The following is a 4,875-nucleotide window of genomic DNA, read 5'->3' as shown; positions in this document are numbered from 1 at the left end:
ATATTTTATATCACGCCCACTAATTCAGTGCTACTCAATATTTGGATAATTCGGGGAACATACCGACACCCCGGTCGAGCGTCAGTCGTCGGCAGCAGCAGCGTCAGCCTGCCCCTGCCAGAGATCCGCGTATATTCCCTCGCCCGCAACCAGCTCGTCGTGCCCTCCCTGCTCGACGATCCGGCCCTGATCCATGACAACGATCTCGTCCGCGTTCTGGATCGTCGACAGTCGGTGGGCGATGATGAACGCGGTCCGCTCCTCGACCAGCCGCTCGAGGCTTTCCTGAATCAGTTCCTCGGTCTCCGTATCGACGTCTGAGGTGGCCTCGTCAAAAACGATGATCTCGGGATCGTTGAGCAGTGCCCGGGCGATGGCGAGGCGCTGCCGCTGGCCGCCCGAAAGTTTGACGCCACGCTCGCCGACTTGCGTGTCGTATCCATCTGGGAGATCTTCGATGAACTCGTCGGCCGCGGCGGCCTCGGCCGCCCGCTCGACCCGAGCGCGGGCGCTTTCGTCCGGTTCTCCCGCCCACTCGGCCTCAAGCGTCTCGCGGTCGCCGTACGCGATGTTCTCCGCGACGGTCCCCGAGAACAGGTACGGATTCTGTTCGACAATGGCGATGGCGTCCCGCAACGACTGTAGATCGTACTCCCGCACATCGGTCCCGTCAACCCGGACGGCCCCATCGTCGACGTCGTGGAACCGGGGAATAAGCTTCAGGAGCGTCGACTTCCCGGCCCCGGTCGCCCCGGCGAGCCCGATCGTCGTCCCCGCCGGCACGTTGAGCGAGACGTCGTGAAGGACGGGCTCGCGGTCCCCGTAGGCGAACGTAACGTCTTCGAACGTGACCTCTCCGTCAATCGACGCAGGGGTATGCGGCGAGTCGGGGCTGGTGATCGTGGGCTCGCGGCCGAGCAACCCGAACACGCGCTCGGCGCTCGACTTCGCGAGCTGGTACTTGTTCGCCGACTTCCCGACCCGGCGCATCGGCGAGTACAGCCGCCGCAACAGGAGGAAGAAGAGCGCGAACCCGCCGAGGGTCAGCGCCCCTGCCTCGCCGGGAACGCCGCTGATGATATCGGTGCCACCGATGTAGAGCACGAGGACGAATACGACGCCGGTCAACAGTCGCAGGGCCGCGAAGAACCCCCGTCGGATCCGAAGCGCCGCGACCTTCTCGTCGTGGTACGCCTCGCTCTGCGTAGCGACTCGGCTCTCCTCGAAGCTGTACCGGTCGAACGACTTGATCACCGCGGCGCCACCGAGGTTGTTCTCGAGCCGCGTGTTCAGTCGAGCGACTGTCTCGCGAATCGATTTATATCGAGGTTCGATCCAGGTGAGAAACTGGCTACTAGCCAGTCCGATGACCGGGACCGGCGCGAGCGCGATGAGCGCCAGCTTCGGCGAGTACGTCCACAAGATGATCGCGATTCCGCCGACCGTCGCGACCACGCGGATGAGCTGTCGGAACTCCGTGTTCAGGAACTGCTCAAGCCGATTGATATCGCTGTTGAGGATCGACATCATACCGCCGGTCTGATGATCGGCGAAGAAGTCCATCGAGAGCCGCTGGAGATGGTCGTACGTGTCGTTTCGCAGATCACGCTGAACCTTCTGTGCGGTCGCTTGAAGCAGATACCGGGAGATAAACCGCGCAACCGACCGGACCAGGTACGCGAGCACTGCGATGAGCACGAGCTGTTCGAGCACCGCGAGCCGAGCCGCTTCGCCGGTGATTTCGCCCTGCGGCAGCAAACCCACGTCGGTCAGCAGTCCCGCGTCGGCCGATCCGCGGATCGCTCGATCGATCGCAGCCGCGACGACAATCGGTGGGACCAGTCGGGCAAACCTCGTGAGAAACGCCGCAAGCACGCCGAGCGTAAGGGTCGGCCAGTAGCGCTTGGCGTAGCCGAGCAGACTCACCATCGGATGGCCGTCAACGTTTTCTCGGGCGTGTTCAAACCCGCCGTGGTCGTCTGTCACTGTGTTCGGTAGCGCTCTTGTGTGTAAGTATTCGGTGACATGGCGTTATAAGCTAGATGATTGTCTGGCAAACTGATGACAGACTAGTCGGCGGCTTGTTCGGTTCGTCGGGTCTCCTCTACTTGTAGCGGGTCGGCTGCCGATGTCGCGGTAACCAGTCGGAGGAACTGTCCCGCGTTCGTGAGGAGTTTATTCTCCGCTTTTCGAAGGTGCTCTTCATACGTTGAGCGAGCGACTGCCGTCTGATCGGCCAGGTCTCGAAGCGAGGTCTTCCGTGGTTGCTCGTAGTACCCACTCTCCAGTGCTAATTGGAGCGCTGCCAACTGTCGGTCAGTGATGTTCTCGAACAGTTGGTTCGCCGGAGCCAGCATACTGTGTGGAATCTGTTTTTCCGAAATCGACGTTTTCGAGAGCAGTTCGATTTCTCTATCGGAGCGAAGATCACCGAGCAGCTCTCGAATGTCCTCGCCGTCGAACGCGACTACCGTGTAGTGCTCCCAGCCTTGACGGTAGATCGTTGGCGACTGATACAGGCAGTTGTGTTTCTCAAACCGGTCGATAATCGACTGTTCGAGTGAACAGAGACACGACTGTGTGACGATGTGATACCCTTCGTTACCCTTCGATTCGTGTAGAACGGTCCCGAGTTGGTCAATATCGTCACGCAGCTCATCAGTCGGCGTCGTCTCTGACGTGATTTCCAGTACTTGACAGTCGCTTAGCGGCCACTCACGGATGGTCAAATCCGGGTGTCGTTCCGAGATCTCCCGGTACGGGCACTCGTGTTTAACTCGAATCGTGGCCTCGTACAAGCTCATACTAATTATTTTGAACCGGTCAAAATTAACAGTGCCGGTCATGTCCGGCAGTACTCATATGCGAATATACCTCCTCTCCACAAGCACCGATGCAAGAGATCTCGCCGGAAAAAATCAGCGAGCAGTTGCGAAATGGCGACGGCAAGCCACTGGTCCTCGATATTCGCCACCGAGAAGACTTCGAAGAGTGGCATATACCGGGTAGTATCAACGTCGATGTCTACGACGAATTAACTGACAACCCTGAACAAGCCAAGGAGCCTCTTTCGGACCTTCCTCGTGAGGAGGAGATAGTTACAGTCTGTGCCGTAGGTGTCGTCTCGGAGACAGCGACGGAAGTGCTCCAAGAATTGGACTACAATGCGGTGACGCTCACCGATGGAATGAATGGCTGGAGCCGCGTGCACCGCCACGCAGAAGTACCAGCGAATCTCGATGGCACGCTCATTCAGGTCGCGCGCCCAGGGAAGGGCTGCCTCTCACACGTCCTCATCTCGGCCGGTGAAGCCGCGCTCTTCGATCCATCACATTACCTCGCTGAGTACGAGGCAATTCTCGATGAATACGACGCCAAACTCGTCGGCGTCTTCGACACGCACGCCCACGCTGACCACGTCTCGGGTGCTGTAGAACTCGCCGACCGACACGGCGTTCCTTACTACCTTCACCCGGAAGACGCGCTCGCCATCGACGCAACGCCGGTTGAGGATGGACAGAGCGTGACGGTCGGCAGTCTCGATATCGAAGTCATCCACACACCGGGACACAGCGAAGGAAGTGTCTCATTCGATGTCGACGGTGTAGCGTTGATCACGGGCGATACGCTCTTCCACGAGAGCGTGGGACGTGTCGAACTCGGCGTCGAAGCCGGTATCGAAGACGCCGAGGTCGAACAGAATGCTGCGACGCTTTACGAGAGTCTTCAGCGCCTGTTGAACAGGCCAGACGATACGGTTGTGCTGCCAGCACACGATCCCGGCTCGCCTGAACCACCGGTGACTGCGACCCTCGCTGAATTGACCTCCTCCTCCGCGTGAACGCGGAGGAATCCCACCACGGGATTTCAGGCCGAGCGAAGCGGCCTGTTGATTTCAAGACGCATACGTTCCAAGCGTCGTCTGCTGGGTTTCAGCATCGGCTTGGCTGTCTTGTGGCCCGGTCAAAGAGGCCCCATCCGTAGCCGAGTCATCGGCACCAACCTTCTGCCGGGAAGCCCAGTCGCTTTGGCGGTGACTCTCTCCACTACGGTAGCGGTCTGCAATGTTTATCGCCCCGTTCACGTCGGCTTGATACTCACCGACCCAACAGCCGTCGTTCGAGCATCTAAACGTCGCCTGTCGTGGCCGGTAACCGTGTTCACCGCAGGCGTGACACGCCTTCGACGTGTTCCGGGGATTCACCGTCTCGACGGGAATCCCCTTCTCGGTAGCTTTGTAGCGAATCTGTGCGTGGAGCTTGGCAAAGCCCCACCCATGTAACCGCCGATTCATGTACTCACCGTAGTCCATGTTCTCGCGGATGTACCTCAGGTCTTCCAGCACTAACACTGGGTGGTCGACGGACTCGGCGTAGTCCACGACCTCGCTGGTCACACGGTGAAAAGCGTCGTCAATCTGGTCCCACAGTGCGTCACCGAACGAGTCTGCGATTCGCTCACTACCACGCTTCTGAAGCCGTCTTGTGGCGGTGAAGTAGGTTTTTCGGAGCCGACGAACGGCTTTGCCGTCGGCGGCCCACAGGCGGGGGCGAACCGGAGAACCGGAGCCGTCGCGGTGACACACCGTGACGAGGCTCGCTTCTCCGATGTCCACACCAACCGGTGTCCGCTTATCGGCGGACGCCTCAGATTCGTCCTCCACGTCGCGGGTAGCGGTGATGTGGAGGTACCACGTTCCATCCCGCTCGAACAGCCGACTTTCACCCATCTCGGCGTCGTCTGCGTACAACGCTTCAAGCCAATCCCGCTGGTCGGGATTGGCGCGTGCTGGTATCCAGAGGTGGTAATCCTCGTGGTGCGGGACTTTGGCGTACCACTCGATAGCGTTCTGTGGCTGGTGGTCGAGTTGTAGGC

At 59.8% G+C, this 4,875-nt stretch carries 4 protein-coding genes; 1 reads left to right on the top strand and 3 read right to left on the bottom strand.

Translation table 11 applies throughout. The features are described 5' to 3' along the window. Positions 1 to 81 precede the first annotated feature (81 nt). Both B9H04_RS17375 and B9H04_RS17370 read right to left on the bottom strand, forming a co-directional pair. Positions 82 to 1,986 carry an ABC transporter ATP-binding protein gene (locus B9H04_RS17375; protein WP_049933445.1) on the bottom strand — a complete coding sequence of 635 codons (1,905 nt, stop codon included), beginning with the start codon at positions 1,984 to 1,986 and terminating at the stop codon, positions 82 to 84. An 83-nt stretch (positions 1,987 to 2,069) separates the two neighbouring features. Beyond that, on the bottom strand, positions 2,070 to 2,804 hold the full coding sequence (locus tag B9H04_RS17370) for a helix-turn-helix domain-containing protein (protein ID WP_049933446.1): 735 nt from the start codon (positions 2,802 to 2,804) through the stop codon (positions 2,070 to 2,072). A gap of 89 nt (positions 2,805 to 2,893) precedes the next feature. Here B9H04_RS17370 and B9H04_RS17365 point away from each other — a divergent pair, with 89 nt between their 5' ends. Then, positions 2,894 to 3,841, top strand: a complete 948-nt coding sequence (locus B9H04_RS17365) for an MBL fold metallo-hydrolase (protein WP_080508751.1) — start codon at positions 2,894 to 2,896, stop codon at positions 3,839 to 3,841. Between the two features lie 54 nt (positions 3,842 to 3,895). Here B9H04_RS17365 and B9H04_RS17360 read toward each other — a convergent pair. Continuing rightward, positions 3,896 to 4,875 (bottom strand): RNA-guided endonuclease InsQ/TnpB family protein (locus tag B9H04_RS17360; protein WP_139835150.1); only part of this gene is annotated, 980 nt, incomplete at its 5' end.

Origin of the sequence: Halorubrum ezzemoulense DSM 17463 (assembly GCF_002114285.1) — an archaeon.
Taxonomy (GTDB): domain Archaea; phylum Halobacteriota; class Halobacteria; order Halobacteriales; family Haloferacaceae; genus Halorubrum; species Halorubrum ezzemoulense.
The sequence above is the reverse complement of the archived record's forward strand: the minus strand, read 5'-3'. Positions and strand labels throughout refer to the sequence as shown.

Bases quoted from the DNA above. Each gene is read 5' to 3' on its own strand.
- B9H04_RS17370 (WP_049933446.1), bottom strand. From the start codon at position 2,804: ATGAGCTTGTACGAGGCCACGATTCGAGTTAAACACGAGTGCCCGTAC.
- B9H04_RS17365 (WP_080508751.1), top strand. From the start codon at position 2,894: ATGCAAGAGATCTCGCCGGAAAAAATCAGCGAGCAGTTGCGAAATGGC.